Source organism: Aeromonas fluvialis (assembly GCF_000819885.1).
Classification (GTDB): domain Bacteria; phylum Pseudomonadota; class Gammaproteobacteria; order Enterobacterales; family Aeromonadaceae; genus Aeromonas; species Aeromonas fluvialis.
In genome coordinates this window covers 290,161-314,957 of the sequence record NZ_CDBO01000011.1, presented here as the reverse complement: position 1 = coordinate 314,957, position 24,797 = coordinate 290,161, and the positions used below count along the sequence as shown (strand labels likewise).

Annotated in this window: 23 protein-coding genes, 3 tRNA genes and 2 pseudogenes; 20 read left to right on the top strand and 8 right to left on the bottom strand. The window is 58.7% G+C overall.

Annotation, left to right across the window (positions count from 1 at the left end):
- Position 1: 1 nt before the first annotated feature.
- The 3 genes from BN1125_RS03630 to BN1125_RS03620 all read left to right on the top strand — a co-directional run bounded on the left by BN1125_RS03630 (position 2) and on the right by BN1125_RS03620 (position 281).
- A tRNA-Gln gene (locus tag BN1125_RS03630) sits at positions 2-76 on the top strand.
- 36 nt (positions 77-112) lie between these two features.
- Positions 113-189 (top strand) — tRNA-Met (locus BN1125_RS03625).
- 8 nt (positions 190-197) lie between these two features.
- A tRNA-Leu gene (locus BN1125_RS03620) sits at positions 198-281 on the top strand.
- 207 nt (positions 282-488) lie between these two features.
- Here BN1125_RS03620 and BN1125_RS19215 read toward each other — a convergent pair.
- A pseudogene (locus BN1125_RS19215) lies at positions 489-647 on the bottom strand (SLC13 family permease); the annotation flags it as partial.
- A gap of 79 nt (positions 648-726) precedes the next feature.
- On the opposite strand from BN1125_RS19215, the gene yqfB reads away from it, so the two are divergent.
- The 3 genes from yqfB (at position 727) to BN1125_RS03605 (ending at position 3,105) form a co-directional block, all read left to right on the top strand.
- Positions 727-1,050, top strand: coding sequence for a N(4)-acetylcytidine aminohydrolase (gene yqfB, locus BN1125_RS03615; protein ID WP_042010720.1), 324 nt, complete (start codon positions 727-729; stop codon positions 1,048-1,050).
- Between the two features lie 67 nt (positions 1,051-1,117).
- A complete protein-coding gene (locus BN1125_RS03610; protein ID WP_156993042.1) occupies positions 1,118-1,279 on the top strand; it encodes a hypothetical protein in 162 nt (53 codons plus the stop codon).
- A gap of 194 nt (positions 1,280-1,473) precedes the next feature.
- Positions 1,474-3,105, top strand: coding sequence for an alpha-glucosidase (locus BN1125_RS03605; protein WP_042010718.1), 1,632 nt, complete (start codon positions 1,474-1,476; stop codon positions 3,103-3,105).
- Here the strand turns inward: BN1125_RS03605 and BN1125_RS03600 are convergent, their stop codons facing one another.
- Complete coding sequence (locus BN1125_RS03600) at positions 3,106-3,285, bottom strand: hypothetical protein (protein WP_042010717.1); 180 nt, start codon at positions 3,283-3,285, stop codon at positions 3,106-3,108.
- 34 nt (positions 3,286-3,319) lie between these two features.
- Positions 3,320-3,541: a hypothetical protein gene (locus tag BN1125_RS03595; RefSeq protein ID WP_042010716.1), complete on the bottom strand. Its 222-nt coding sequence runs from the start codon at positions 3,539-3,541 to the stop codon at positions 3,320-3,322.
- A 172-nt stretch (positions 3,542-3,713) separates the two neighbouring features.
- Between BN1125_RS03595 and BN1125_RS03590 the strand changes: the two genes are divergently transcribed.
- A complete protein-coding gene (locus BN1125_RS03590; protein WP_042010715.1) occupies positions 3,714-4,316 on the top strand; it encodes an HAD family hydrolase in 603 nt (200 codons plus the stop codon).
- A gap of 1,055 nt (positions 4,317-5,371) precedes the next feature.
- The gene (locus BN1125_RS03585; RefSeq protein WP_042010714.1) at positions 5,372-6,637 is read left to right on the top strand and encodes a RidA family protein; all 1,266 of its coding nucleotides are present in this window, start codon (positions 5,372-5,374) and stop codon (positions 6,635-6,637) included.
- A gap of 139 nt (positions 6,638-6,776) precedes the next feature.
- On the opposite strand, the gene BN1125_RS03580 is transcribed toward BN1125_RS03585, so the two are convergent.
- Both BN1125_RS03580 and tkt read right to left on the bottom strand, forming a co-directional pair.
- Positions 6,777-7,406: a hypothetical protein gene (locus tag BN1125_RS03580; RefSeq protein ID WP_042010712.1), complete on the bottom strand. Its 630-nt coding sequence runs from the start codon at positions 7,404-7,406 to the stop codon at positions 6,777-6,779.
- 290 nt (positions 7,407-7,696) lie between these two features.
- Entirely contained in the window at positions 7,697-9,688 is a 1,992-nt protein-coding gene (gene tkt, locus BN1125_RS03575; RefSeq protein ID WP_042010711.1) for a transketolase, read from the bottom strand.
- Between the two features lie 352 nt (positions 9,689-10,040).
- Here tkt and metK point away from each other — a divergent pair, with 352 nt between their 5' ends.
- From metK to ruvX, 7 genes are all read left to right on the top strand, one after another.
- Positions 10,041-11,192, top strand: a complete 1,152-nt coding sequence (metK, locus tag BN1125_RS03570; protein ID WP_042010710.1) for a methionine adenosyltransferase — start codon at positions 10,041-10,043, stop codon at positions 11,190-11,192.
- Positions 11,193-11,260: 68 nt separating this feature from the next.
- Positions 11,261-11,785: a SprT family zinc-dependent metalloprotease gene (locus tag BN1125_RS03565; RefSeq protein ID WP_042010709.1), complete on the top strand. Its 525-nt coding sequence runs from the start codon at positions 11,261-11,263 to the stop codon at positions 11,783-11,785.
- A 76-nt stretch (positions 11,786-11,861) separates the two neighbouring features.
- On the top strand, positions 11,862-12,551 hold the full coding sequence (locus BN1125_RS03560) for an endonuclease (RefSeq protein ID WP_042010707.1): 690 nt from the start codon (positions 11,862-11,864) through the stop codon (positions 12,549-12,551).
- Positions 12,552-12,679: 128 nt separating this feature from the next.
- A complete protein-coding gene (gene rsmE / locus BN1125_RS03555) occupies positions 12,680-13,411 on the top strand; it encodes a 16S rRNA (uracil(1498)-N(3))-methyltransferase (RefSeq protein WP_042010706.1) in 732 nt (243 codons plus the stop codon).
- Positions 13,412-13,462: 51 nt separating this feature from the next.
- A complete protein-coding gene (gene gshB / locus BN1125_RS03550) occupies positions 13,463-14,413 on the top strand; it encodes a glutathione synthase (protein ID WP_042010705.1) in 951 nt (316 codons plus the stop codon).
- 200 nt (positions 14,414-14,613) lie between these two features.
- The gene (locus BN1125_RS03540; RefSeq protein WP_042010750.1) at positions 14,614-15,168 is read left to right on the top strand and encodes a YqgE/AlgH family protein; all 555 of its coding nucleotides are present in this window, start codon (positions 14,614-14,616) and stop codon (positions 15,166-15,168) included.
- A 43-nt stretch (positions 15,169-15,211) separates the two neighbouring features.
- The gene (ruvX, locus tag BN1125_RS03535; protein ID WP_042010703.1) at positions 15,212-15,634 is read left to right on the top strand and encodes a Holliday junction resolvase RuvX; all 423 of its coding nucleotides are present in this window, start codon (positions 15,212-15,214) and stop codon (positions 15,632-15,634) included.
- 54 nt (positions 15,635-15,688) lie between these two features.
- Here the strand turns inward: ruvX and tppB are convergent.
- Positions 15,689-15,865 (bottom strand): annotated as a pseudogene (gene tppB / locus BN1125_RS19745) (dipeptide/tripeptide permease); the annotation flags it as partial.
- Positions 15,866-16,100: 235 nt separating this feature from the next.
- On the opposite strand from tppB, the gene BN1125_RS03530 reads away from it, so the two are divergent.
- From BN1125_RS03530 to BN1125_RS03520, 3 genes are read left to right on the top strand one after another with little or no spacing between them, the layout of a single operon-like run.
- A complete protein-coding gene (locus tag BN1125_RS03530; protein ID WP_052446048.1) occupies positions 16,101-17,021 on the top strand; it encodes an AAA family ATPase in 921 nt (306 codons plus the stop codon).
- Positions 17,021-18,016 (top strand): DUF58 domain-containing protein, encoded by a 996-nt coding sequence (locus BN1125_RS03525; protein WP_042010701.1) that lies wholly within the window; start codon positions 17,021-17,023, stop codon positions 18,014-18,016. The genes BN1125_RS03530 and BN1125_RS03525 overlap by 1 nt, the downstream gene beginning before the upstream one ends.
- Positions 18,003-20,015 (top strand): transglutaminase TgpA family protein, encoded by a 2,013-nt coding sequence (locus BN1125_RS03520; RefSeq protein WP_042010700.1) that lies wholly within the window; start codon positions 18,003-18,005, stop codon positions 20,013-20,015. The genes BN1125_RS03525 and BN1125_RS03520 overlap by 14 nt, the downstream gene beginning before the upstream one ends.
- A gap of 62 nt (positions 20,016-20,077) precedes the next feature.
- On the opposite strand, the gene BN1125_RS03515 is transcribed toward BN1125_RS03520, so the two are convergent.
- Complete coding sequence (locus tag BN1125_RS03515) at positions 20,078-21,508, bottom strand: alanine/glycine:cation symporter family protein (protein WP_042010699.1); 1,431 nt, start codon at positions 21,506-21,508, stop codon at positions 20,078-20,080.
- A 701-nt stretch (positions 21,509-22,209) separates the two neighbouring features.
- Here BN1125_RS03515 and tal point away from each other — a divergent pair.
- Together tal and BN1125_RS03505 are read left to right on the top strand one after the other, a co-directional pair.
- The gene (gene tal / locus BN1125_RS03510) at positions 22,210-23,160 is read left to right on the top strand and encodes a transaldolase (protein WP_042010698.1); all 951 of its coding nucleotides are present in this window, start codon (positions 22,210-22,212) and stop codon (positions 23,158-23,160) included.
- A gap of 159 nt (positions 23,161-23,319) precedes the next feature.
- Positions 23,320-23,502 (top strand): DUF3545 family protein, encoded by a 183-nt coding sequence (locus BN1125_RS03505; protein ID WP_005338547.1) that lies wholly within the window; start codon positions 23,320-23,322, stop codon positions 23,500-23,502.
- A 330-nt stretch (positions 23,503-23,832) separates the two neighbouring features.
- Here the strand turns inward: BN1125_RS03505 and accA are convergent, their stop codons facing one another.
- Positions 23,833-24,783 carry an acetyl-CoA carboxylase carboxyl transferase subunit alpha gene (gene accA, locus BN1125_RS03500; protein ID WP_042010697.1) on the bottom strand — a complete coding sequence of 317 codons (951 nt, stop codon included), beginning with the start codon at positions 24,781-24,783 and terminating at the stop codon, positions 23,833-23,835.
- Positions 24,784-24,797: the final 14 nt, after the last annotated feature.

The following is a 24,797-nucleotide window of genomic DNA, read 5'->3' as shown; positions in this document are numbered from 1 at the left end:
TTGGGGTATCGCCAAGCGGTAAGGCAGCGGGTTTTGATCTCGCCATTCCTAGGTTCGAATCCTAGTACCCCAGCCATTTTTACTTGTATTTGACTCTGGTTGAACACAAGACGGCTATGTAGCTCAGTTGGTTAGAGCATCGCACTCATAATGCGGGGGTCACAGGTTCGAATCCCGTCATAGCCACCATTAATATTGCGGAAGTGGCGAAATTGGTAGACGCACCAGATTTAGGTTCTGGCGCCCTAGGCGTGAGAGTTCGAGTCTCTCCTTCCGCACCATTAATAGCAGTACCAAACAGACCAGCTCAGGCTGGTTTTTTTGTATCTGAAATTTGCCTATCTCCGGTTGCCTCATCCCTGTATCACGCCCTCTTCTCCTTCACATCACCCTTCTCACTGATTCCGAGCACGCCTTGCCACTCTCGTCTCCCGGCCACAAAAAAGCGGCCCGCAAACCGCTTGTACGAACATTATTCATCCCGGTTATCAGAACGGGAAGAACCAAGGGATCGCTACTACCCTCACCGCCATCACCAGCTGGGTGAAGGGCACCCCGATGCGGATAAAGCCGGTGAACTGGTAGTTGCCCGGCCCCAGTACCAGAGTATTGACCGGTGACGAGACCAGCGTCATAAAGGCGGCCGAGGGGCCCGCCATCGCCGATCTGGCCAGGCTGCGCGCATATCTCGACCTTTAATCCCATTTCACCCTTTCAGGAGTCACCATGTCTGCCCATCCCTATCCCGAGTTCACCTTCTTCAGCCGCTTCGTCACCGACATTCAGGCGGGTCGCAAGACCATCACCATCCGCGACGAGCGCGAGGCCCACTGGCAGCCCGGCCAGCGGCTGGCGCTGTTTACCAACCCGGAGCACCAGCCCTTTGGCACTATCGAAGTGATCTCGGTCAAGGCGGTCGCCTTCGATGAACTGAGCGACGAGCACGCCCGTCAGGAGAACATGACCCTCCCCGATCTCAAGCAGGTGATCCGCAATATCTACCCCGATCTGCCGCTGCTCTATGCCATTGAATTCAAACTGATTGCCTGAACCGGATTTGGCCTTTTCCGGGCACTCTGTTAATAGTGTGCTCTTGTGGATCAGGGAGGTGACCCGGGTGTTTGAGCTAGCGGTGAACCAGAAAGAGAGGATGATGCACGGGGTCGCGGTGATCCGCACCTTCCTGAACGACTTCCTCGGCAAGGAGCTGGAGGCGCAGGAGGCGCAGGAGGCACAGCAGCAGAGCGCGGGTGCCGACCAAGCCAAGACAACACGGTAACGCTTTATGCCAATGAGCATATGAGCAGAGTGCCATTCCGACCATGCCCGCGGCTCGGGGGGGCTCCCCTGTGACCCTTCCCTCACTTTTGGCAACCAGACAATAATGGAACCCTTTTCAATCGCCGCCGGAAGCTGTTGATACCTAGCGCATCTGCGTAATATGGAAAGCCTCCTCCCCAACCGGCCACCCTGATGAACCCGCACACTCTCCACACTCCCGATATCGACCTCGATAGCTGCGTCATCTACCAGATCTACCCCATGAGCTTTCAGGATAGCGATGGCGACGGCATGGGCGATATCAACGGCATCCGCCTGCGCCTCGACTATCTGGCTACCCTCGGGGTCGATATGCTCTGGCTCACCCCCATCTATCGCTCCCCCAAACGGGACAACGGCTATGACGTGGCCGATTACCGCGCCATCGACCCCACCTTCGGCACCCTGGCCGACCTGGAAGCACTGATCGCCGAGGCAAGGGAGCGCGGCATCGGCCTTATGATGGATATCGTCGCCAACCACACTTCCACCGAGCACGAGTGGTTTGTAAAGGCACTGGCCGGTGATCCCCGCTATCAGGCCTACTATGTGTTTCGCGATCAGGCCTTCGTCGACGCCCACCCGGTCACCTCGATTTTTGGCGGCAGCGGCTGGCAATATGTGCCAGCGCTTGATCGCTACTACCTGCACAACTTCGACGTGAGCCAGGCCGATCTGGACTGGGGCAACCCGGCGGTGCGGGCCGAGATGGCGGCGGTGATCAACTTCTGGCTGGGCAAAGGGATCAAGGGATTTCGCTTCGATGTGATCGACATGGTGAGCAAGGAGTGGGACCGACTTGCCATGAGCAATGGTCCCCGCCTGCACGACTATATCCGCGAGCTCAATGCCGCCAGCTTTGGCGGCAAGGGGGTCATCACGGTGGGGGAGACCTGGGGAGCGGATCTCGTCCATATGCAACGCTACTCCGACCCCGACGGCGGCGAATTCAGCATGGTGTTCAACTTCGAACATCTGGGGCTGGGGCAGGACAAGTGGACCTCCCGCTTCGATCCCCTCGCCTTCAAGCGAGCCATGGCCCGCCACCAGCAGGGGCTGCACGGACGGGGCTGGAACAGCCTGTTTCTTGGCAACCACGACCTGCCCCGCGCCGTCTCCCGCTTTGGCGATGACAGGCCAGAATGGCGTGAAACCAGCGCCAAGCTGTGGGCCATGGTGCTGCACCTGATGCAGGGCACCCCCTTCATCTATCAGGGGGAAGAGCTCGCCATGACCAACCGCCACTGGCAGCCGGACGAGCTGCGCGACGTGGAGGCGATCCACTACCGCGCCAGCCAGGCGGGGCTGGATCCTGCCGAGCTGAGTCGGCGGCTCGATGCCATCGGCCGCGACAACGCCCGCACCCCGATGCAGTGGGACGGCGGCCCCCATGCAGGATTCAGCACGGCCAGGCCCTGGATTGCCCTCAACGCCAACCACGTCGAGATCAACGCTACCGAGCAGCTGGCCCGCCCCGACTCGCCGTTTCACTGCTATCGCCAGCTCATCGCCCTGCGCAAGGCTCACCCCGTCATTCGCCACGGCAATGTCGAACTGCTGGATGGGGATGACCCCGAGCGCATCAGCTACCGCCGACATTGGCAAGACCCAGAAACAGGGGAACAACATACCCTGCTGCTGCTCGCCAATCTCACCACCACCCCCTTGCCGATGCCCCACTTTGACAAGGTGACAGGTGACATGAGGTTACTCATCAGCAACTACCCGGACACACCGACTCAACGCTTTGCCCCCTATCAGTGCGCAGTGTGGCTCGCTCAGTGATCAGGCATTGATGGTCGCCAGCTCATGGCGCTTCAACGCCTGCAGGGTGATCAGCAATGCCAACGTGGCGATCAGCCCCATGCCGATATAGGTGGTGCTGAAGCCTGCGGCCAGCAGATCAGGCCCAAGCCGGCTCAGATCAGTGCCGCTACCGGCTGGCAGACTGGAATGGAACAACATGGCGCAGATGGCGACTCCAATGGTCCCTCACAGCTCACGGCCGAAGTTGAACAGCGATATGCCATTTGCCATAGAGGGGCAACACCGCGGCAGCCAGCAGGTAGGCGGTGACTACCCAGGTGAGGGCGGCACCGGCCTGCAGCTCGGCACCGATCATCGGCAGCGGGGTGGTGACTATGCTCTTTTCCAGTGAACCGAGCGCGATCACCAGCGCCACACTGGAGAAAATGGTTTTAGGGGATATTTTCGAGGTCATAAGCAGACTCGCTACTCTGATATGCCAAAAAATCGACAATTGAGCGAGTTATTGTCTCACAAAGCAGCAAGAGATAGAAAAAACGGCGACCCCATCTACCCGATCATGAGACAGATCCCACAATCGGTGTGCCCAATCTGCTAGCCTGCCCTATTTGATTCGAGGAGCCCCCATGAGCGAGCCAGAACAGTACGGATTTGATCACTACGATGCCCTGATTTTCGATATGGATGGCACCCTGGTGGACTCCATGCCGCTGCATCTGGACGCCTGGGAACTCACCTGCGCCGAGTTCGGCATCCCCTTCGAACGAGAGCAACTCTATCAGTACGGCGGGATACCCACCCGCAAGATCATCGCCATGCTGGCCAAGCAGCAGGGACTGACAGTGGATGTCGAGGCCTTCACCCGCCGCAAGATTGCCCTCTACATGACCCATATCGCCAAGGTCAGTGTCTTTCCCGCGATGTGGGAACTGGTCAGGCACTATCACGGCAAGGTGAAGATGGGGATTGGCACCGGCTCACCACGCAATCAGGCGGATGCCATTCTGAAAAGCACCGGTCTCGATGCTTATATCTCGGTAGTGGTGAGTGCCGATGATGTCACCAACCACAAGCCCCAACCGGATACTTTTTTAAAAGTGGCCGAACAGCTGGGGGTCAATCCAGCCAACTGTCTGGTCTTTGAAGATACCCGGATCGGGCTTGACGCGGGCAAGGCGGCAGGGATGGATACCGTGCTGGTCCTCGAAGGCGAATTGCACCAGAGATAGGCGGCCAGCGAATAGAGTGGCAACATGGCGCCCTGATGCTGTTCAACGCCCGGATAAAGGGTTCTCCTGCCAGCAGGAGACGATCGTCGGCACTGGGGCAACCGTCAAGAGAGTGCATTGGCCATGAACTCCTCCTGCCATGTCTGATGATGGCGCAGCAGTGCCATGGCTTCAGCCGGGGTATCTGCAAAGATGGGGCAGCCATGGCGATAAACCCCTGAACCGGCCGGTGATCAGGTTCACATTTTTGTTAAAAATCCCGCAAATAACCATGCCATGGCAGCTGGCCCAGCCCGCAACCTTCTCATCCCTGGCAGGCTGTGGACGACGGACCGGAGCAGCGATCCCGACCCGCAGATACCTTGACCATACCACTCCCTGTCAGCCGATATATTGCTAACCGTGGTCACACCGATAAGGGACCACGGTGCTGGTCTGGCATATTTCACCAGATATATAAAGAGATCAAAATACCCCGGGTCTGGGCCAGCCATCAGCCAGCCTATAATTAACCGGCGTCGTCCATGCAAATATTTGAATTATATTCCAGCTACATCTTTAACCATGGTTAAATTCATGTCAGCTAGCATATTTTTACGCGACAAGATAGAGGGTTAAAAAACACAAAGTACATGTTTATGCACAGCAATGCCATTTGCGGCCAGCCTGATGCATGGCGTTAACCTTTTATTAACAGCCATACTTTTCCTATATCCGAGCCCAACCCCTTGCCCTGACAGGGCCGCAGCTCAGAGCAAGGCTATTGATAGAACAATGGGCAACTATTCAGCATGAATTGAATAGCAATCACATTAAATTTGCAGCCATTGAGCCATCTCATATAAATGAAACATGCGGTTTGCAACCCCTGATAGCCACTCATAGAATCGCAGCGTCTGAAATATCTACCCTGTCCTCCATTATTCTTCTCAGCGATTGAGCGGATCACAAATAATAACCGGGGATGCCGCCACGGGCACAGTCACCATGGCGTACAACAAGATGGGGTAAACCTGTACCTGAATGAATAACAAATATTAAAAAGAGGCATACCTATGAGTGGCACCATCATCAAGTCGGCAAGAAATACCCCCCATGCGCCCCAGGATCTGGGCCCCTGCACCCAAACGGTGGCGTTTTCTCATTACAACAATATCTCCGCCCAGCTGCCGGTCGATCCAGCCACCGGCAAGATGGTGAGTGGTGATGTCACCGCGCAGGCCAGACAGTGCCTGAACAACCTCAAGGCCATCGTCGAGAGCATCGGCCATGTGATGGACGATATGGTCAAAGCGACCATCTTCCTGAAAGAGATGGCTGATCTTGAGGCGGTCAACGCCGTCTATCGCGAATTCTTCCCGGGCTATCTGCCGACCCGCACCACCCTGGCCGTTGCCGCCCTGCCGCTGGGTGCGCTGGTGCAGATCGATGCCATCATCTCCAACGGCGAAGGTACCTTCCCGCAAGATCCTTGCCCGCTGGTTAAACTGGCCCGCAATAGCGACAAGGCGCCGCACAATCCGTTCTCCACCCATACCGTGGCCTTCTCCCACTACAACAATATCGGTGCGCAACTGCCGGTCGAGGCCGCCTCTGGCCAACTGGTTGCCGGTGGCATCAAGGAGCAGGCGGGTCAGTGCCTGCGTAACATCAAGCACGTGCTGGAGAGCATCGATGTGCCGTTTGACGATATCGTCAAGGTCACCGTCTATCTGACCAGCCTGGCCGATCTGGACGCCGTCAACGAGGTCTACACCACCTTCTTCCCGGACTCCGCCATTGCCCGTGCCGTCGCCTACCTGCCGGCCCGCAGCGTGATCGTCGCCTCCGCCCTGCCGCTCGGCGCCCGGGTGCAGATGGATGCGGTCATCTCCCACGGTGACGGCACCCCGCCACAGCTGGTGGAAGACAGACACAATCTGGTGATCCGCGCCCGCAATACCGACAAGGCACCGCGCAGCCCCCTGCACACCCAGACTGTCGCCTTCTCTCACTACAACCATATCGCTGGCCAGTTGCCGGTTGATCTGGCCACAGGCAAGATCCTGACCGGTTGTGTCAAGGAGCAGACCGCCCAGTGCCTCGCCCATATCAAGACCATCGTCGAGAGCATCGGCCACGTGATGGACGATATCGTCAAGGTCAATATCCAGGTGAAGAACATCGCGGATCTGGCGGACGTGGATGCCATCTACACCAAATACTTCCCGGCCTATCTGCCCGCCCGCACCGTGATTGGCGTGAGCGAGCTGCCCGCCGGCGCCCTGGTGCAAATTGATGCGGTAATGTCCAATGCGGAAAGCACCCCACCGCAGGCGTAAATTTTGTTTGTGTTAAATAATAAAAAGAGACCGGCTGATAGCCGGTCTCTTTTTAGGTAACAGGAGGGGACATGATTTTTATGGCATCAACTTAAAGAACGCGAACGTCCGATTACGCTTCGCTAATCGAACCTACGTGCTACAGGTTATGGCTGTTTAGTTTGATACCATTTTTACGTATAAACTCATCTCTATATGCTGGGTCTAAGATCTTAACCGCCTCTTCAAAACTGGGCGACATATGATATTCAAATAGATGTAGGAGAGAGGGATAAACTGCTTCCCTAGCTCGCCCGACAATATATTTAACACCATCAGCAGTAATTTTTAGTTCTGCTCCAATCTCATGGCGCTTCCCCTTGAATTTATTATCTATAGCTAGAACGGCCATAAGATGCTCGGGATCTTTTTTCCGTTTTATGTTTTTCCTACCCCATGGTTTTCCATCTTTCAGGTGTTCCGTGATTCCAGCTATCAATAGCTCAACCATTCCAGGCAATAACGGGCGGTCCGTTTGAAGGAAGTAGCGCGTTAAGGCGAGGCTTACCTTCAAGGGGTCCTCATCGAAAAATTCGTGGCCAAAATAAGCATCAATCAGAGCATCTTTTGGTGATAAAGCCTTAGTCGTACCGTCTTTGTCGGTACATCTGGTCACCTTGGCACCATCAGGCCAATCGTTTCTAGTCATGCCCTCCGCAAGTTGTTCTAGATCAAAGTTGAACCCATTTACCGAAAAAAAAGGATCCTGCGACATGCTTTCTTTGCTCATGATGACTCCTATTTGGGTTTTTGCCATTTATCAGTGGTGCTTTATCAGGTCGAGTAGATTTTAACAAATCTGTAAATTGTACTCGTGTAGTTTCTGAAAAATGGCAAACTACCTTATTCTTCATCACTAAAAATTCATCAGATAATTTATTTCCTTCAAAAAATGGAATTCTATTTTATGGGAGTGAATATTCCGTATTCTGCAATGTACGGCTTCCTCAGTAAAAAAAGTCCATAAAAAAGCGCCTCCCAAGGGCGGCGCTTTTCAGTTCAATACAAAGCAATCAGCGATTACAAGGATTCAGCGGTCGCAACCACGTTTTCCACAGTAAAGCCAAATTCCTTGAACAGCAGATCGGCCGGTGCAGACTCACCGAAGGTGGTCATACCGATGATCTTGCCGCCAAAGCCCACGTACTTGTACCAGTAGTCAGCGATGCCCGCTTCGATGGCCACACGCTTGGTGACGGAGAACGGCAGGACGGACTCTTTGTACTCGGCAGACTGGGCGTCGAACACATCGGTAGACGGCAGGGAGACCACGCGCACGGCACGGCCCTTGGCAGTCAGCTGCTCATAGGCGGCAACGGCCAGTTCCACTTCGGAACCGGTGGCGATCAGGATCAGCTCCGGAGTAGCGGCGCAATCCTTCAGCACGTAGCCACCCTTGGCGGTGTCGGCCAGCTGCTGGGCAGTACGGTCCATCTGGGCCAGGTTCTGACGAGAGAAGATCAGAGAGGTCGGGCCGTCGGTACGCTCGATGGCGTGTTTCCAGGCAATCGCAGATTCAACCTGATCACACGGACGCCAGGTGCTCATGTTCGGAGTCAGACGCAGGGAGGCGATCTGCTCAACCGGCTGGTGAGTCGGGCCATCTTCACCCAGACCGATGGAGTCGTGGGTGTAAACGAAGATAGCGCGCTGCTTCATCAGGGCGGCCATGCGCAGGGCGTTGCGAGCGTACTCCATAAACATCAGGAAGGTCGCGCCGTAGGGGATGAAACCACCGTGCAGGGCGATACCGTTCATGATGGCGGACATGCCGAACTCGCGTACACCGTAGTGGATGTAGTTGCCGGAGGCATCGTCGTTGGTCAGGGACTTGGAGCCGGACCACATGGTCAGGTTGGACGGCGCCAGGTCGGCAGAGCCGCCCATGAACTCCGGCAGCAGCTTGCCGAAGGCTTCCAGTGCGTTCTGGGAGGCTTTACGGGTGGCGATCTTGGCCGGGTTGGCTTGCAGGGTTTCGATGATCTTGGCAGATTCAGCGGCCCAGTTAGCAGGCAGTTCGCCAGTGGAGCGACGCTTGAACTCGGCAGCCAGGGTCGGGTGCGCGGCTTCATAGGCGGCGAACTTGGCAGCCCAGTCGGCTTCCAGTGCAGCGCCCTTCTCCTGACCATTCCACTCGGCAGCGATGTCGGACGGGATAACGAACGGGGCGTGGTCCCACTTCAGGAAGGCGCGCGCCGCGGCGATCTCGTCGTTGCCCAGCGGTGCGCCGTGGCAGTCGTGAGAGCCGGACTTGTTCGGTGAACCGTAACCGATGATGGTGCGGCAGCAAATCAGAGTCGGCTTGCCGGTCTCGGCCTTGGCGGCTTCGATGGCAGCATTGATGGCTTCCGGGCTGTGACCGTCAACCGCCGCGATAACGTGCCAGCCGTAGGCTTCGAAACGCTTCACGGTGTCGTCGGTGAACCAGCCTTCAACGTGACCGTCGATGGAGATACCGTTGTCATCCCAGAATGCAATCAGCTTGCCCAGTTGCAGGGTACCGGCCAGGGAGCAGGCTTCGTGGGAGATACCTTCCATCAGGCAACCGTCACCCATAAAGGCATAGGTGTAGTGGTCAACGATGTCGTGGCCCGGCTGGTTGAACTGCTCGGCCATGGCTTTCTCGGCGATCGCCATACCCACGGCATTGGTGATGCCCTGACCCAGCGGGCCAGTGGTGGTTTCAACGCCCGGTGCATAGCCATACTCCGGGTGACCCGGGGTGCGAGAGTGCAGTTGGCGGAAGTTTTTCAGATCGTCGATGGAGAGGTCATAACCGGAGAGGTGCAGCAGGGAGTACAGCAGCATGGAGCCGTGGCCGTTGGAGAGAATGAAACGGTCGCGGTCGGCCCACTTGGGGTTGTTCGGGTTATGTCTGAGGTGGCTACGCCACAGCACTTCGGCGATATCCGCCATTCCCATGGGGGCGCCCGGGTGACCGGAGTTGGCTTTTTGAACGGCATCCATACTCAATGCACGAATGGCATTGGCAAGCTCTTTACGAGAAGGCATCTGAATCTCCTGCGATTGCTTCATTTGATGGCCAAGTTTAAGGCGCGTTATTGTCCCAGCAGGGCGCGCGGCGTGCAAATATTATCTGGACGAATAAAGTGGCTTTGGGAGGACAATCGCTTTTCTTGGCGGCTTTTGGCCAGAGAGAACAAGGACAAACGTTTAATTGCTATCCCCTTGGGGATGGTGAGGAGTCGATGGTGGCCAACTTGCGACGCCTCGGCAAAATAGTGCTGGCAATCGGGGGGGGCGCTAACTAGAATAGACGTCCAGATGTAGATACCTCTACAGTCATCCCAATATCACCCGGTTATTGCACTGGCGATAACCCGGACAAACTGAGAATTTCATCATGGCAAAGCTGTTTACTTCCGAGTCGGTCTCCGAAGGCCATCCCGATAAAATCGCAGACCAGATCTCCGATGCGGTGCTGGACGCCATTCTCCAGCAAGACACCAAGGCGCGTGTCGCCTGCGAAACCCTGGTCAAGACCGGCATGGTGATGGTGGCCGGTGAAGTAACCACCTCTGCCTGGGTCGATATCGAGCAGATCGTGCGTGATACCGTGCGCGAGATTGGCTACACCCACTCCGACATGGGCTTCGATGCCGACTCCTGCGCCGTGCTGAACGCCATCGGCAAGCAGTCCCCGGATATCAACCAGGGTGTCGACCGCAGCGATCCGCTGGAGCAGGGTGCGGGCGACCAGGGCCTGATGTTCGGCTACGCCACCAACGAAACCGACGTGCTGATGCCGGCCCCCATCACCTACTCTCACCTGCTGGTGAAGCGTCAGGCCGAAGTGCGCAAGAACGGTACCCTGCCGTGGCTGCGTCCGGATGCCAAGAGCCAGCTCACCTTCGCCTACGACGACGCCGGCAAGATCATCGGCGTGGACGCCGTGGTGCTCTCCACCCAGCACTGCGACTCCATCAGCCACAGCGATCTGGTGGAAGCGGTACGCGAAGAGATCATCAAGCCGGTGCTGCCGGCCGAGTGGGTCAACAAGGACACCAAATATTTCATCAACCCGACCGGCCGTTTCGTTATCGGCGGCCCAATGGGTGACTGCGGTCTGACCGGTCGCAAGATCATCGTCGATACCTACGGCGGCATGGCCCGTCACGGTGGTGGCGCCTTCTCCGGTAAAGATCCGTCCAAGGTTGACCGCTCTGCTGCCTACGCCGCCCGCTACGTTGCCAAAAACATCGTTGCTGCCGGTCTGGCCGATCGCTGCGAAATCCAGATCTCCTACGCCATCGGCGTGGCCGAGCCGACCTCCATCAGCGTCGAGACCTTCGGTACCGCCAAGGTCTCTGAAGATCTGCTGGTCAAGCTGGTGCGCGAGCACTTCGAGCTGCGCCCCTACGGCCTGATCCAGATGCTGGATCTCAAGCGTCCGATCTACCAGGCAACCGCTGCCTACGGTCACTTCGGTCGCGACGAGTTCCCGTGGGAGCAGACCGACAAGGCCGAGTTGCTGCGCGCTGCCGCTGGTCTGTAAGGCTCGCTGTTGTGATAAAAGGGGAGCCTGGCTCCCCTTTCGCTTATCCGCTACCTGACGAGATGTTGATGTCTGCCCCCCCTGCCCAGCTTGTCGCCCTGCTGCAACTACGCGTAGAAGCCTGTTTTGTACAGGCCGAGGCACGCCTTGGCCGCACCTTCCCCCGCCCGCGGATCTACTGCAATATGCGGGGCCGGGCGGCGGGATCGGCGCGGCTGCAAACCTGGGAACTGCGTTTCAACCCGGCCCTCTATCAGGCCAACCAGCAGGCGTTTCTGGATGAGGTGGTGCCCCACGAGGTGGCCCATCTGCTGGTTTACGCCCTGTGGGGTGACGGGCGTGGCAAAAACCGGGTCTTGCCCCACGGCAGGCAGTGGCAGTCGGTGATGCGGGAGGTGTTCGGCCTTGAGCCCAGAACCACCCACAGCTTCGATCTGGCGGTACTGGCCCAGCGCACCGTGCCCTATCGCTGTCACTGCCAGCAGCATCAGCTGTCGATCCGTCGCCACAACAAGGTGATGCGCGGCGAGGCCCGCTATCACTGTCGCCGCTGCAAGCAGCCGCTGGAGCGGGAGCGTCCGCAGCCCGAATAGTAAGCCAGCGTGTGTCGTGCCCCTGTGGTAGGGTGCCTTCTCTTTTCGTCCAACCGTTTCATTGCCAAGGATCTTCATGTTTCGTCCCCTGCTCTCTGTCGCCCTGACTCTGTTGGTCAGCCTGCCCCTTCATGCCCAGACTTTTCGCACCGCCAAGCAGGATCTGGTCAAGCTCTATCAAACCCAGCCCACAGTCACCACCTTCTACTGCGGCTGCGACATTCGCTATCAGGGCAAAAAAATGAGCCCGGATCTGGCCAGCTGCGGTTACGAGCCGCGCAAGCAACCCAAGCGCGCCGCCCGCATCGAGTGGGAACACGTGGTACCCGCCTGGGAATTTGGCCATCAACTGCAGTGCTGGCAGGATGGTGGCCGCAAAAACTGCGGCAAGAGCGATGAGTTCAACAAGATGGAGGGGGACATGCACAACCTCGTCCCCGCCATCGGCGAGGTGAACGGTGATCGGGCCAACTATCGCTTCTCCGACTGGAACGGCAAGCCGGATCAGTACGGCCAGTGCCAGATGCTAGTGGATTTCAAGGATCGTCGGGTGCAACCGCCCAAGGGGCAGGTACGGGGTCAGATCGCCCGCGCCTACCTCTATATGAGCCAGCAGTATGGGCTGCGCCTCGCGGCGCAACAGCGTAAACTGTTTGAAGCCTGGGACAGGCAGTATCCGGCAGAAGGCTGGGAGTGCGAGCGTAACCGCCGCATCGGCACACTGCAGGGCAATACCAATCCCTTTATTGAAAAGCAGTGCCAATAACCCCATTTGACCAGGGAGGGGGAGCGCCCCCTCTTATCATGAAACCCTTCCCCACTGCTGCGTGAGCCTAGCTCGCCGCCTCGCAACAGGATATGAAGGGTTTCCAAGCAAGAGACTGACAAGCAGCCATGCGCATTCCACGTATCTATGAACCGGCCACCCTGCAAGTTGGCCAGACCATCGCCCTGTCGGAAGACGGCGCCAACCATATTGGCCGGGTACTGCGCATGCAGCCGGGCCAGCAGCTTGAGCTGTTCAACGGCGATGGCAATCAATATCCCGCCACCATCGCCAGCGTTGGCAAAAAGTCGGTGGAAGTGACCATCGACAGCTGCGACGCCCAATCGGTGGAATCCCCCCTTGCCATCCACCTCGGTCAGGTGATCAGCCGTGGCGACAAGATGGACTTCACCATCCAGAAATCGGTGGAGCTGGGCGTCACCTGCATCACCCCGCTCTTCTCCGAGCGCTGCGGCGTCAAGCTGCCGGCCGATCGGCTGGAGAAAAAACGCGAGCAGTGGCAAAAAGTGGTGATCAGCGCCTGCGAACAGTGCGGCCGCAACGTGGTGCCCGTCGTTCGCATGCCGATGGAGCTGGATGCCTGGCTGGCGGAGGAGACCCGGGAGCTAAAGCTCAACCTGCACCCGCGCGCGCCCTACAGCATCAACACCCTGCCCGTTCCCGAGCATGGCGTGCGCCTGCTGATTGGCCCGGAAGGGGGATTGTCGAGCGACGAGATCGCCCGTACCGTGCAGGAAGATTTCAAAGAGATGCTGCTGGGGCCGCGGGTGCTGCGCACCGAAACCGCCGCCCTGACTGCGATAACTGCGCTGCAGTGCCGCTTTGGCGATCTGGCCTGAAGCAGGTTTTAAGAATCGCACTCGCAATCGAGCCACCAGAAGGATATTCGGATGACCATTAAACTCGGCATCGTGATGGACCCCATCTCGGCCATCAACATCAAGAAAGATTCCAGCTTTGCCATGCTCGAAGAGGCGCAAAAGCGCGGCTATGAGCTCTTCTATCTGGAGATGAAGGATCTCTACATGGAAGCTGGTCGCGCCTTTGGCACCATGCGCCCGCTCACCGTCAAATATGACTATGCCGACTGGTACACCCTGGGCGAGGTGGTGGATCAGCCCCTCTCCAACCTCGATGTGATCCTGATGCGCAAGGATCCGCCGTTCGACACCGAATTTATCTATGCCACCTACATGCTGGAGCGGGCCGAGGATGAGGGTTGCCTCATCGTCAACAAACCGCAGAGCCTGCGCGACGCCAACGAGAAGCTCTACACCGCCTGGTTTGCCGAGCACACACCGACCACGCTGGTGACTCGCCGCGCTGACAAGCTGCGCGCCTTCCACGCGAAGCATAAGGACGTCATTCTGAAGCCGCTGGACGGCATGGGCGGCGCCTCGATCTTCCGCATGAAGGAAGATGACGCCAACGTCGGCGTGATTATCGAGACCCTGACCGCCCACGGCAGCCAGTACTGCATGGCGCAGACCTATCTGCCCGCCATCAAGGATGGCGACAAGCGGGTGCTGGTGGTGGACGGTGAGCCGGTTCCCTACTGCCTCGCCCGTATTCCGGCGCAGGGCGAGACCCGTGGCAATCTGGCGGCCGGTGGCCGTGGTGAAGCGCGCCCCTTGAGCGATGCTGACTGGGCCATCGCCCGTGCAGTGGGCCCGACGTTGAAAGAGAAGGGCCTTATCTTCGTTGGCCTCGATATCATCGGCGATCGGCTGACCGAGATTAACGTCACCAGCCCGACCTGCATTCGCGAGATTGAAGCGGCTTTCGATGTGCACATCACCGGCATGCTGATGGATGCCATCGAGCGCCGACTGGCTCAGTGATCGCCAAGCAGGCTAACCGGCCTGTTCAGGGGTAACTCGCCCCTGACAAGCCCGGAAACAGAGAGGGTGGCCCAGTGCCACCCTCTCTGTTTCAAGACAATCCGGATAGGGGCGGGATCTCGCCCGTCCCAAAAAGCGGTTTTGCCCAACGAGGCGAGCTGCCATAATTGCTTCAAATACCTTTGCACTATTTGGCCTCTATGCAAACACTGCAAAATCACTTCCTGCTTGCCATGCCAAGCCTGACGGATCCCTATTTCGAGCGCTCGCTGGTCTATCTGTGCGAGCACAACGAAGAGGGCGCCATGGGGTTGGTCGTCAACATTCCGGTCGAGATGTCGCTGGAAACCATGCTGACCCAGCTCAAACTCAACCCGCCCAACAACCCGGAGCTCAAGCAGCCGGTGCTGCAAGGGGGGCCGGTGCACGCCGATCGCGGCTTTGTGCTGCACAGCTTCCGCCCCGGTTTCAACTCCACCCTGCAGGTGGGGGATGAGATGATGGTGACCACCTCCAAGGACATATTGGAAACCCTGGGTACGAGCGAGGCTCCTGCCCATTGGCTGGTGGCCCTTGGTTATGCCGGCTGGAGCGCCGGGCAGCTGGAGCAGGAGCTGGTGGACGGCGCCTGGCTGGTGATCCCCCCTAATCCGGCTCTGGTGTTCAAGACCCCCATTCACAAACGTTGGCAGCAAGCCGCCGCCAGCATAGGGGTGAACCCGGTTCACCTCTCCAGCGACATCGGCCACAGCTGATCGGCTGGCCCGCTCCGCTCTCTATTTCGAGGATTTATCAGTTATGTCATCACGCAGCATCATGGGCTTTGACTATGGCACCAAGAGCATTGGCGTCGCCATCGGTCAGGAGCTGACTGGCACAGCCCAGCCTCTGCGCGCCCTCAAGGCCAACGACGGCATCCCCAACTGGGACGAGATTGAGAAGCTGCTGAAGGAGTGGCAACCGGACCTGCTGGTGGTCGGATTGCCGCTGAACATGGATGGCACCGATCAGGAGATCACGGTGCGAGCCCGCAAGTTCGGCAACCGGCTGCACGGCCGTTTTGGCAAGCAGGTGGAATTCAAAGATGAGCGACTCACCACCACGGATGCCCGCGCCCGGCTGTTTGAGCGAGGCGGTTATCGCGCTCTGGAGAAAGGGAGTGTGGACGGGGTATCGGCACAACTGATCGTCGAAGCCTGGATGGAAGAGCAGTACAACTAAGCCATCAACAACAAGGCAAGGGTCGCAGCCCTTGCCTTGTCTCGCACTATCACCTCAGTACACCTGTGCTTGTCCCGCCACCAGCCCTTCGGCCTCTGTCTGGCCCGCATTCATCATCCGGTTAAGCCAGGGCACCATCAACCCCATCACCACCGCAATCAGCAGAGTCGCCATCCCGCTCTTGCCAAACACGCCGGTTTAGATCGGCAGGGTCTGCAGAGGAACCGTCATCCTGTGGGACTGGTTCACTCCACTGATCTGCGGACAGCCACCCCACACTGGCACCATTTAACCCCGCCACATCGAAGGCCGCCTGTGCATGAAGAGAGTTGAATGGCACACAATTTTAACCCGTGAACCCGTGCTAGGCACTTAACTTAAGCGGTGCTGATAACCGCTAGATGAGCCCTTACTCCGCTCGCTGGCGTATAAGCTGTAGGGGCCGAAGAGAGAAATGGAGGCGCAGGTGAGATCACAAGAGCACATCACGGCGGTGCTGGCGGCACTGGAGCGAGTCATTCTGGGCAAGCCGCTGCAACTGAACATCGCGCTGGTGACCCTGCTGGCGCGCGGCCATCTGCTGATCGAGGATCTGCCCGGCATGGGCAAGACCACCCTGGCCCATGCGCTGGCGCAGGTGCTGGGGCTTGAATGCAGGCGGATGCAGTTCACCGCCGATCTGCTCCCCGCCGATCTGCTGGGGCTGCAGATCTTTGACCCGCAACAACAAGCGTTTCGCTTTCACCCCGGCCCCGTTTTTACCCAAGTGTTGCTGGCAGACGAGATCAACCGCGCCAGTCCCAAGGTGCAGAGCGCCCTGCTGGAGGCAATGGCCGAGGGCAAGGTGAGCATTGAGGGGAATACGCATCCCCTCCCCGATCCATTTTTCGTCATCGCCACCCAGAACCCGGCGGATCAGGCGGGCACCTATCCGCTGCCGGAGTCCCAGCTCGACCGCTTCGCCGTGCGACTCTCTTTGGGCTTTCCGCCGCGAGAGGCGGAGCGCCAGCTGTTGCGCGGCCACCAGCCGACAGGCCCGTTGCCCGCCATGCTGGATGCCGCCGGGCTCGCCGCCCTGCAAGCAGAGGGAGATACCATCCATGTTTCCGATGCCACCCTCGACTACCTGCTGGCACTGGTGCACCAGAGCCGCTTTGATGGGGACCTGCCACAGCCCCTCTCCCCCCGGGCAGCCCAAACCTTGCTGGCAGTGAGCCGGGCCTGGGCGCTGGTGGCGGGACGGCGCTTTGTCACGGTAGAGGATGTGCAGGCAGTCTTCCCCTATGTGGCCGAACACCGGCTGCGAGGCAGCTTTGGCGTACAACACGGCGAAGCCTGTCCCCTGAGCCAGCGGTTGCTGGCCAGGGTCGATCCGGACAATCCCTGATGAGCAAAGTGCTTAACCGTTGGCAGCAGTGGCGTGCCCGCTGGCAGCGGCGCTGGCTCGATCGCCGCATTCCCCCGGCCCGCCAGATCACGCTGGGTACCGGCAGCCTGTTTATCCTCCCCACCCGCATGGGACTGCTCTATCTGCTGATGCTGCTCGCCATCTATCTGCTCGGCACCAACTACCAGAACAATCTGGTATTGCTGGTGGCCTACTGTCTCGGCAGCCTGTTTATGGCCGCCATGTGGCTCACCCACCGCAACCTGCTGGGGCTGGAGCTGTTGGGGGGCCCGCTGGTGCTGGGGGAAGCGGGTAGCCAGCTTCCTATCCTTATCTTGGTACAGAGCCCGCGCCCGGTGCTGGCACTTCACTTTAGCCTCAACGAAGGCACCCTCTGGCTGACACAGGCCGACGCTGTGCCCCGCACCTTGAGCCTGCCGGTATCGGGCTCGCACCGTGGGCCACTGCCCCTTGGCCGATTGCGGGTCGAGAGCCGCTACCCCCTCGGCCTGTTTCGCTGCTGGTCGCTGCTGGACTTGCAACTGGAGGGCTGGCTCGCCCCCAAACCGGCGTTCGGGGCGCTAAGAGGGGAACATGCGACCGAAAGCGAGGGGCATCAGGGCCAGCCTGCTCCGGCCACCCTCGGTGACTTTGATAGCCTGCGGACACATCAAGCCGGTGAGCCACTGAGCCGAGTCGCCTGGAAGCAACTTGCCCAAGGGCGCGGCCTGCTGACCAAGCAGTTCCATGAACCACAACAGGATGATACTCACCTCACGTTGCAGCGGGTTGCGGGTGGGGATCTGGAGCAGCGGCTGGCTGTGCTGGCCTGGTGGTGCGCCGATTACGGCAAGCGGGGCATCCCCTTCACTCTCACACTGGCAGGCCAGATGCTGGGGCCCGATAGCGGCACCGCCTATGTACAGCGCTGCCTGTTGGCACTGGCCCGATTCGATGACAAGCCGCAGGAGAGCTGGTCGGATGCTGCTCGATAACCGCCGCCTGCTGCCACTCATCGTCCTGCAACAGCTGCTGCTGGTCGCGGCGCTCTGGCCCCAACTGCAGATCTGGGTGGTGGCGGTGGGCGTCATCACCCTCGGCGTCCGGGCCATGATGCTGTGGCGCGGCTGGCCACCCCTGCCTGCCCGTTGGTTGGCACTGCTGGCCATCACTGCTGTGGTGTTGCTGGGGTTGCAGTGGCGCACATTGGGCACCCTGCCTGCCCTGATCAACCTGCTCTGGCTCGGCTATAGCCTGAAGATGATCGAGGTGCGGCGCGAACGGGATATCGAGCAGGTGCTGCTGCTCGCCTTCTTCCTCATCGCGCTGGCGCTGGTACAGCGACAAAGCATCGGTTGGACGGCGGGGATGGCGATGACTCTTTGGCTGGCGGTCACCACGCTGGTGGCCGCCATCGCCCCCGAGCAGAAACGGCCTTGGCGCAGCGCGGGTGGCGCCCTGCTGCTGGCCCTTCCCTTGCTCATCACCCTCTTCTTGCTGCTGCCAAGACTCCCGCCCCTGTGGCAGATGCCCACTACCAGCCGCGCCCTGTCGGGCCTCTCGGAGGAGGTGGCCCCCGGCGATATCAGCGAACTGGTCAACGCCTCGGAACTGGCCTTTCGCGTTACCTTTTCCGATGGGCCGCCCCCCACCCATGAACGCTACTTTCCGGTGATGCGGCAAGAGGTTTTCGATGGCCAACGCTGGTTGCTAAGCCCCGAAATCAAGGCATGGCAACAGTCGGTGCCGGTACAAACCGGGCTCACGCTGCTGGCGTCATCGTCACAGGCAACCACGCAGCTGGATAGTCCATTGCCAGCCGGCAGCTACGAGGTAATTGCCGAGCCCCAGCGCCACCGCTGGGCCTTTGCCCTCAGTGAACCGACTATTCTGGCAGGTCCGGTGCTGCTCACCCCCCTCGATACCCTCTATCGTCAGGGGAGCGGCGAGGTGGCGATCCGTTATCGCATCGGTTCTGGTGAGCCGCGACTGGAGGCAGACCCGCAAGCACTCCTGCGCAATCTGCAACTGCCAGCCCAGGGCAATCCGAGAGCCCGGGCTCACGGCCAAGGGCTGGCTGCGCGCTATCCGGATCGCGCGGCGCTGGTCGCCGCCCTGCTCGCGCAGTTTCGCAGCCAATCCTATTACTACACCCTGACCCCGCCACGACTTGGCCGTGACGGGGTGGATACATTCCTGTTCGATACCAGGCAGGGCTTTTGCGGCCACTACGCCATGGCGACTGCCTTCGTGCTGCGCGCCGCCGGTATTCCGGCACGGCTGGTCACCGGTTATCTCGGCGGCGAGTGGAATCCCACGGGCAACTATCTGGCGGTACACCAATTCGATGCGCACGCCTGGGTGGAGTATCTCGATGAAGGGGGGATATGGCGACGAGTCGACCCCACCGCGGCGGTGGCGCCGGAGCGCATTGAGGGCGGGGTGAGGGAGGCACTGAGCGACGAGTTTACCGCCGCTGATCCACTGGCGTTGCAGCGTTATCGCAACTGGGCCCTGCTCAATCAGCTGCGCTGGTGGAGCAACAACATCGACTACCAGTGGAGCCGCTGGGTACTGGGACACGATGCCGGTCAGCTCTGGCAGCAACTCGGCCTGCGCTGGCCAGCACTGGCCGGGCATACACCCTGGTTGATCCTCGCGAGCCTGATGCTGGTCGCCCTGCTGGTGAGTCTGCCCCTGCTGTTGCCCGCCCGTCTGCCACCAGCGCGGCGTATCTGGCAGCCCTTGCTCAAACGAGGCAAACGCAGCGGCTACCCCCCAGAGCCCGCCGAGAGCATGGGGGCATGGTGCGAGCGGCTGGCTCGGCTGCGTCCCGACCTTGCTCACCCTCTGTTAAAGGCGGCATGGCTCTATCGCCGCTGGCGTTATGCCCCCCTCAGCGAACGGCAACAAAGGCGCTGCTGGCGCCAGTTGCGATGGCGTGTCAGACAGCTCGCCCAGCGCTGGGATCAACAGCCAACGGGTGCACCATAAAAGAAGGGGGAGCCACCGGCTCCCCCTTCAGGTTTTAATCAAGAGGTTTGCTTCACCGCTTGTTATTTTTTGGTCGGATTGTCCCAGATCCCCGCTTCCAGCTGGGAGCGGATCTCGGGGTACTTGTTGGCATCGAAGGTCGGCAACTTACCCAGCTTGAGCTGGTCGTTGTAATCCTTGGCCAGCTTGATGGCGACGCTGGAGAGCAGCAGGATCGCCACCAGGTTGACGATGGCCATCAGCCCCATGGAGACATCCGCCATGGCCCACACAATCGGCAACTCACCCACCGCACCGAACATCACCATCCCCAGCACGAACACCCGGAACAGCATCAGGCCGCCCTTGTGGTTGTGCTCGAGGAACACCAGATTGGTCTCGGCATAGGAGTAGTTCGCCACTATGGAAGTGAAGGCGAAGAAGAAGATGGCGGCCGCGATGAAGATGTTGCCACCGCTGCCAATCTGGGAAGATAGCGCGCGCTGTGTCAGCTCTACCCCGGTCACACCGGAGCCCGGCTCAAACTGACCGGACATCAGGATGATGGCGGCGGTACAGCTACAGATGACGATGGTGTCCATAAAAACCCCCAGCATCTGCACATAGCCTTGTGAAGCCGGGTGCGGCGGATAGGGGGTAGCCGTCGCGGCGGCATTGGGCGCAGAGCCCATCCCTGCTTCGTTGGAGAAGAGACCGCGCTTGATGCCGTTGATCATCGCCTGGGAGATGGCATAACCCATGGCCCCCGAGCCCGCCTGTTCAATGCCGAAGGCAGACTTGATGATCAGGCTGAATACCCCGGGCAATTCGGTGATGTTCATCGCCACAATCACCAGCGCCAGCAGGATGTAGGCCAGTGCCATAAAAGGCACTACCAGCTCGGCGAAACGGGCAATGCCACGAATGCCGCCGAAGATGATAAGGCCGGAGAGCACCACCAGCGTCAGACCGCTGATCCAGTCAGGAATGCCAAACGCGACATTCATCGCCAGGCTGATGGAGTTGGCCTGCACCGCATTGAACACCAGGCCGAATGCCAGGATCAGGCAGAGGGAGAACAGTACCCCCATCCAGCGCATGCCAAGGCCTTTCTCCATGTAGTAGGCAGGGCCACCACGGTAGTTACCATCCTCATCCTTGACCTTGTAGAGCTGGGCCAGGGTGCTTTCGACGAAAGCGGTCGCCATGCCGATAAAGGCGATCAGCCACATCCAGAAGATGGCGCCGGGGCCACCCAGATAGATGGCAACGGCCACACCGGCCAGGTTACCGGTGCCGACGCGGGCGGCGAGGCTGGTACAGAGCGCCTGGAAAGAGGAGATGCCTGCGTTATCCGATTTACGGCTGTTTTTCAGCACGGAAAACATGTGGCCAAAGTGACGAACCTGGATAAAACCCAGTCTGAAGGTGAAAAAGATACCGACCCCGATCAGCAGGTAGATGAGCACGGCTCCCCACATCAGGTCGTTTAGCATCGCAATCAAGGTGTCCATAATTCTCTCGTTGTTATTCACATCCATGGTCAGTCTGCGCTGACCGTTTTCTGTCTGTCGTTTAATTAGCGTTTCGCTAAAGGGGCGGAATCTAGCACAGCGGGAGAGCCCGGAATAGTGATCCCGATCGCTGTGAACACAAAAAACGAACGGTCAAAGCCCATAAAGCGCCATTTAAATCGCAAACTTTCAACAAATCCGAGCATTTAATCAGAGCCGCGACAATCAAGCTCCATAAGAGAACTATTTTGATATGTCTCTGATGAGTTATCCGGATACGCAAACGCTTGCATGAAATGGCTTTCAACCCGGCATATTTTGCCAAACGTTTTCGCTGTAATTAAATTTCAAGTACATGGCGAGATAATTTATGTGATCGACGACACAAATATGGATATTGGCTAAAAAAGTTCAGCTGAAAGCAAACTGGAGCGAGGTCTGAAATGAAAGTAAAAAACCTTACTAATCATATAGTTTCATACCATAAAACGGGATAACTCAACAGCCTGAATGTTTAACAACCAAGCGCCCCTATTGCAGGATGCACCACATCAGTATTAATTAGGCAAGCAATGACGATGGGCCACCCCCATCGCGCTTTTCTGAGCCTGAGGCACCAAGATCCTGTAATTTTATTTCAGAACCACCGTCTCAAGCCCGCAACCCAGGGATGACTCCCTCATTAAGAGATGATATTCGCTATGGCCGATAAATTAACCCAGCTGAAAGCCCTGACCACTGTTGTTGCCGACACCGGTGATATCGAAGCCATCAAACGCTATCAGCCCATCGATGCCACCACCAACCCCTCTCTGGTTCTGAAGGCCTCCGAGATCCCCGAGTACGCTCAGCTGATCATCGATGCCATCAACTGGGCCAAAGCCCAGAGCCAGGACAAGGCACAGCAAATCATCGACGCGGGCGACAAGCTGGCCGTCAACATCGGCCTGGAAATGCTCAAGACCGTACCGGGCCGCATCTCCACCGAAGTGGATGCCCGTCTCTCCTTCGATACCGCAGCCAGCATCGCCAAAGCGCGCAAGCTGATCCGCCTCTACAACGAAGCGGGTATCAGCAATGACCGCATTCTGATCAAACTGGCCTCCACCTGGGAAGGGATCCGTGCCGCCGAGGTACTGGAGAAAGAGGGTATCCAGTGCAACCTGACCCTGCTGTTCTCCTTCGCTCAGGCCCGTGCCTGTGCCGAAGCCGGTGCCTTCCTGATCTCCCCGTTCGTGGGTCGCATCCTCGACTGGTACAAGGCCAAGCACAACCGTGACTACACCGCCAGCGAAGATCCGGGTGTGGTCTCCGTCACCTCCATCTACAACTACTACAAGCAGCACGACTACCCGACCGTGGTGATGGGCGCCAGCTTCCGCAACACCGGCGAGATCCTGGAACTGGCCGGTTGCGACCGCCTGACCATTGGCCCGGCGCTGCTGGAAGAGCTGAGCAAGGCCGAAGGCGCCGTAGTACGCAAACTGGACTACACCGGTGAGCGCAAGGCCAAACCGACTCCGATGACCGAAGCCGAATTCCGCTGGGAACTGAACCAGGACGCCATGGCTCACGAGAAGCTGGGCGAAGGCATCCGCCTGTTCGCCATCGACCAGGGCAAGCTGGAAACCATGCTGGCAAGCCACCTGTAATCAGTTCATTTTTCTAAAAAAACCGGGCCTCTACCAAGGGGCCCGGTTTTTTTTAATGGGCTTTTTTAGCACTGTCATAGAGTTGTCACGAAAACGTTTTAATTTCAGATTCGTTATGTTATACGGGTGGTGAAAACGATAAAAACCAAGGAGGGAGCCATGGAAATGTTCAACTTCGATTATGACGAGGTGGTTGAACTCGGTTCGCGTAGCCGCGGGACAACGGGAAAAAAACGTAAATGGCGTGAAATCGAGGCGTTGAAAGACAAGCACCGCCTGCAGAAGGAGCTGCAATCCATCGATATCGCCTATGAAGGTCTGACAGACGAGATTGAACTGTAATACCGCCAGACACCTGTAAAAGCGCTCCGCACAGCCGGGGCGCGTTTTTATGCCGCTATCGGATGATCACGCGGCATGTCATACCACCACCAGCGATACCACCAGATGCTGTGGACAAGAGACAGACCAGCCACAGACAAAGCGTACCGCACTCATCTGCCTGCCCCTGACAGCCATCACCAACCGCATGGCATACCAACTGCCCCTCACCCGCGAATGCAGTGCTGCGCCGTTTCATGGCGCGTCAGGGCAATCACCGCACGGCAGGTCATCAGCAATAAAAAGCCCCCGTCGATGACGGGGGCCTGGATGCTCAAGGTGAGGCTGCGCTTAGCAGTAGCCGTAGCCCAGCAGACGCTGGTAACGCTGCTCCAGCAGTTGCTCGGTATCGAGCGAACGCAGTGCGTCCAGATCCTGCTTGATGCGGGCCTTGAGGTTTTTGGCCATCTTCTCCACATCGCGGTGGGCACCGCCGAGTGGCTCGTCGATCACGTGGTCGATCAGCTTGAGCTCCTTCAGACGCTGGGCAGTGATGCCCATCGCTTCGGCAGCCACAGAGGCCTTGTCGGCACTCTTCCACAGGATGGAGGCACACCCTTCCGGCGAAATGACCGAATAGGTGGAGTACTGCAGCATGTTGACGCGGTCACCCACACCGATGGCCAGGGCACCACCGGAGCCACCCTCACCGATCACGGTGCAGACGACCGGCACGGTCAGACCGGCCATCACCTTCAGGTTGCGGGCAATCGCCTCGGACTGGCCACGCTCTTCGGCCTCCACGCCGGGGTACGCACCCGGGGTGTCGATAAAGGTGATGATCGGCATCTTGAAGCGCTCGGCCATTTCCATCAGACGCAGGGCCTTGCGGTATCCTTCCGGACGCGGCATGCCGAAGTTGCGTTTGATCTTCTCTTTGGTCTCGCGACCCTTCTGGTGACCAATCACCATCACCGGTTCGCCGTCGAGACGGGCGATGCCGCCGACGATGGCCTTGTCATCGGCGTAAGCGCGATCACCGGCCAGTTCGTCGAAATCGGTGAAGATGTGCTCGAGGTAGTCGAGGGTATAGGGGCGCTGGGGATGACGCGCCATCTGGGATACCTGCCAGGCCCCCAGATCACCGAAGATCTTCTTGGTCAGCTCTTCGTTTTTCTTCTCCAGCCGACGGATCTCGTCTTTAAGATCCACGGCACGATTGCCTTCACTCACATGCTTGAGTTCATCAATCTGCGCCTGCAACTCGGCAATCGGCTGTTCAAAATCCAGAAAAAGACTCATAGGGCCTTAGAACC

Excerpts from the sequence above, each read along its gene's own strand:
- BN1125_RS03580 (WP_042010712.1), bottom strand. The coding sequence starts at position 7,406 with ATGAGCAAAGAAAGCATGTCGCAGGATCCTTTTTTTTCGGTAAATGGG.
- BN1125_RS03540 (WP_042010750.1), top strand. The coding sequence starts at position 14,614 with ATGCAAACACTGCAAAATCACTTCCTGCTTGCCATGCCAAGCCTGACG.
- BN1125_RS03565 (WP_042010709.1), top strand. The coding sequence starts at position 11,261 with ATGTCTGCCCCCCCTGCCCAGCTTGTCGCCCTGCTGCAACTACGCGTA.
- yqfB (WP_042010720.1), top strand. The coding sequence starts at position 727 with ATGTCTGCCCATCCCTATCCCGAGTTCACCTTCTTCAGCCGCTTCGTC.
- BN1125_RS03560 (WP_042010707.1), top strand. The coding sequence starts at position 11,862 with ATGTTTCGTCCCCTGCTCTCTGTCGCCCTGACTCTGTTGGTCAGCCTG.
- BN1125_RS03525 (WP_042010701.1), top strand. The coding sequence starts at position 17,021 with ATGAGCAAAGTGCTTAACCGTTGGCAGCAGTGGCGTGCCCGCTGGCAG.
- BN1125_RS03600 (WP_042010717.1), bottom strand. The coding sequence starts at position 3,285 with ATGTTGTTCCATTCCAGTCTGCCAGCCGGTAGCGGCACTGATCTGAGC.
- gshB (WP_042010705.1), top strand. The coding sequence starts at position 13,463 with ATGACCATTAAACTCGGCATCGTGATGGACCCCATCTCGGCCATCAAC.
- tal (WP_042010698.1), top strand. The coding sequence starts at position 22,210 with ATGGCCGATAAATTAACCCAGCTGAAAGCCCTGACCACTGTTGTTGCC.
- tkt (WP_042010711.1), bottom strand. The coding sequence starts at position 9,688 with ATGCCTTCTCGTAAAGAGCTTGCCAATGCCATTCGTGCATTGAGTATG.
- BN1125_RS03590 (WP_042010715.1), top strand. The coding sequence starts at position 3,714 with ATGAGCGAGCCAGAACAGTACGGATTTGATCACTACGATGCCCTGATT.
- BN1125_RS03605 (WP_042010718.1), top strand. The coding sequence starts at position 1,474 with ATGAACCCGCACACTCTCCACACTCCCGATATCGACCTCGATAGCTGC.
- BN1125_RS03595 (WP_042010716.1), bottom strand. The coding sequence starts at position 3,541 with ATGACCTCGAAAATATCCCCTAAAACCATTTTCTCCAGTGTGGCGCTG.
- ruvX (WP_042010703.1), top strand. The coding sequence starts at position 15,212 with ATGTCATCACGCAGCATCATGGGCTTTGACTATGGCACCAAGAGCATT.
- rsmE (WP_042010706.1), top strand. The coding sequence starts at position 12,680 with ATGCGCATTCCACGTATCTATGAACCGGCCACCCTGCAAGTTGGCCAG.
- BN1125_RS03515 (WP_042010699.1), bottom strand. The coding sequence starts at position 21,508 with ATGGACACCTTGATTGCGATGCTAAACGACCTGATGTGGGGAGCCGTG.
- BN1125_RS03520 (WP_042010700.1), top strand. The coding sequence starts at position 18,003 with ATGCTGCTCGATAACCGCCGCCTGCTGCCACTCATCGTCCTGCAACAG.
- accA (WP_042010697.1), bottom strand. The coding sequence starts at position 24,783 with ATGAGTCTTTTTCTGGATTTTGAACAGCCGATTGCCGAGTTGCAGGCG.
- metK (WP_042010710.1), top strand. The coding sequence starts at position 10,041 with ATGGCAAAGCTGTTTACTTCCGAGTCGGTCTCCGAAGGCCATCCCGAT.
- BN1125_RS03505 (WP_005338547.1), top strand. The coding sequence starts at position 23,320 with ATGGAAATGTTCAACTTCGATTATGACGAGGTGGTTGAACTCGGTTCG.
- BN1125_RS03585 (WP_042010714.1), top strand. The coding sequence starts at position 5,372 with ATGAGTGGCACCATCATCAAGTCGGCAAGAAATACCCCCCATGCGCCC.